This is a genomic window from Chryseobacterium sp. CG10_8, from assembly GCF_058117085.1.
On the sequence record NZ_JBYVEB010000196.1, the window covers coordinates 1 to 2,661 of the forward strand.

Genomic DNA, 2,661 nt, shown 5'->3' on the forward strand with positions numbered 1-2,661 from the left:
TTATTATGAGCAATTTGCCTACTGACTTATGTTTCACAAAAAAGCCAACTCCTACGAGTTGGCTTTATGAGATAAAAGAGATTGAAAGCTTATTTGTTTTTCAATTCTTCTTTGATTTTATTTTCTAGTTCTTCTGCTAATTCAGGATTATCTTTTAGAACATCCTTTACAGAATCACGACCTTGCCCTAATTTGGTGTCTTCGTATGAAAACCAAGAACCACTTTTCTTCACGATTCCCATGTCAACAGCGGTATCCAATATTTCACCCACTTTAGAAACTCCTTCTCCATACATAATGTCGAATTCCGCTTGTTTGAAAGGTGGAGCAACTTTGTTCTTCACAATTTTTACTTTTACTCGGCTTCCCACAGCTTCGTCACCTTGTTTGATTGGTGCACTAGCTTTTCTGATATCAACTCTTACAGATGCGTAAAATTTAAGAGCATTACCACCAGTCGTTGTTTCTGGATTACCAAACATTACCCCGATTTTTTCTCTTAACTGGTTAATGAAGATAACGGTACACTTCGTCCTTGAAATAGTTGCCGTCAATTTTCTCAAAGCTTGAGACATCAATCTAGCGTGTAATCCCATTTTGGAATCGCCCATTTCTCCTTCGATTTCCGCTTTTGGAGTCAAAGCCGCAACCGAGTCAATCACGACGATGTCAATCGCTCCAGAACGAATAAGGTTGTCTGCGATTTCCAACGCCTGTTCTCCATTGTCGGGTTGCGAAATGATAAGGTCGTCTAAGCTAATTCCTAATTTTGCAGCGTAATGTCTGTCGAATGCGTGTTCTGCATCAATAAAAGCGGCAATACCACCTTGTTTTTGAGCTTCTGCAATCGCATGAAGTGTTAATGTTGTTTTACCGGATGATTCAGGACCGTAGATTTCAATGATTCTTCCTCTTGGATAACCTCCAACTCCCAAAGCAACGTCTAATCCTAAAGAACCAGAAGGAATTACTTCAATAGAGTCATCCACTGAGTCATCACCTAATGTCATCACGGTTCCTTTTCCGTATGTTTTATCTAGTTTTTCAAGCACCAAAGCGAGCGCTTTTTTCTTGTCTTCTGTACTCATTTTAATATTTGTATATTTTTTCAAAAATACGGAAATAATTTTTCACACAAGAATTAGACTTGATATAAAATGGAGCATTTTAATGGTGGAAATGAGGAGGAGTCACTTGATGATATTGCTCCAAAACCTTCATTTGCGCTTGATGCCCGATGCTGATTTGCTTTTCTCTTGAATTAAATTTCTGAAAAAGTTGATTTCTCAGTAGAAGAAATTTTGGAAAAATACGTCGTCCTTTGACATTCGGGATTTCTAGTCGTTGATTGACTTCCTTATCTAGAAGAAACCAGTTCATACAAATATGAAGGTATCTCAAATTTCTTCTCTGGAACTGATATTTGAAAATCGTGTTTTCGAGATTTTCATTCAATAGAGATTTCGCTAACAAAACCGAATCTTGGTCAGAAGGAGGTTGAATCGAAGTCCAAAGATAAAATTGTTCAGTTGCTTGTTTTTTGTTTTTAGGAAGATATTCGGGAGGTATCCCAATTAAGAATCCCACATATTTCCAAAGGTGAAATAGACCAACTTCTTCTTCGTGAGAAAATTTGACTTTCAGTTTTTGCAAACCATGAAGAAAAACCAGTGAAAAACCAAAATAAGTAGCCATCATATCCCATAGATTTATAGGCTGTCCCCAATTTTCGGTATCCCAATTTTTGACATTCTTCAAAAGCATTAATCTCGAATAGGAGTGGATAAGTCTTGTTTTGATACTGAATTCGTAACCTTTCTGATGATTATGGAGTGTGTTTTTTCGAGAAACATTTATCCAAAAATCCAGTGTGTCGGACAATCTTTTAACAGCTCCTTTTTTAAGCGACCCAGTCAAAATAAGTGGTTTGTTGAGGTAGGCGAAATCGTAACCTCCCATTAATGAATAATCTCTCAGGATCATCAAGGAATTGATTCCTGATTTTCGACACAATTCGGCACCGATTTCCAGAAGCTCAAAGTTGAGCCAATCTGGTTTTTGTTGGGTTTCAACCAAAAGTTGGCGCAATGAATCTGGAATTGTGGATGATTCGGTAATTGAATTTCTGGTGGAGGTTTCGATTAAATTCATTGCCTCATGAAATGGCATTTTGAAAAAAGTGTCTTGTACTACACGGTCACCAAGTTCATCGGTTTGATAAAATAAAGGAGCGTATTTTTCAAAATCATTAAATGAAAGTTGAGCGCCGCTCCAATCGGCTAATTCCTTTCCGTTTCCGTGATTCCAGAAATCCTGAAAATGTTTGGCGTCTTTATATTTAGGGAATAATTTCATTTTTTTTAAAAATTAAGGTAAAACGATAGGGCCCAGAATGACCATCCATAGCACAAAACCGATAGTTCCTCCGACAATTCCAGAGATGATAAAAGTGAGTCTTTGATTTTTCGGTATGAACTTAAAAACAGTAATTCCGCAAATCAGTACTCCAATTACAAAAGTGGTCAATCCTAAAATTTCTTGAGGTAAACTCATTAGTTTTTCAATATAATTTTCGTCTCCTCCGTAATTTTCTCCTGTTAATCTACCTGCAATAAAGATGACAAAATTCGCAATCTGTCGAGACCAAAAGAATGTTAATAG

The 2,661-nt window shown here is 36.8% G+C and carries 2 protein-coding genes and 1 pseudogene; all 3 read right to left on the bottom strand.

Annotated elements, in window-relative coordinates; translation table 11 throughout:
* Nucleotides 1-89: 89 nt before the first annotated feature.
* Nucleotides 90-1,088 carry a recombinase RecA gene (gene recA, locus AC4AGG_RS16035; protein WP_489773029.1) on the bottom strand — a complete coding sequence of 333 codons (999 nt, stop codon included), beginning with the start codon at nt 1,086-1,088 and terminating at the stop codon, nt 90-92.
* A gap of 79 nt (nt 1,089-1,167) precedes the next feature.
* Complete coding sequence (locus AC4AGG_RS16040; RefSeq protein WP_489773030.1) at nt 1,168-2,355, bottom strand: oxygenase MpaB family protein; 1,188 nt, start codon at nt 2,353-2,355, stop codon at nt 1,168-1,170.
* A gap of 12 nt (nt 2,356-2,367) precedes the next feature.
* A pseudogene (locus tag AC4AGG_RS16045) lies at nt 2,368-2,661 on the bottom strand (hypothetical protein); the annotation flags it as partial.

Bases quoted from the DNA above. Each gene is read 5' to 3' on its own strand.
- recA (WP_489773029.1), bottom strand. From the start codon at position 1,088: ATGAGTACAGAAGACAAGAAAAAAGCGCTCGCTTTGGTGCTTGAAAAA.
- AC4AGG_RS16040 (WP_489773030.1), bottom strand. From the start codon at position 2,355: ATGAAATTATTCCCTAAATATAAAGACGCCAAACATTTTCAGGATTTC.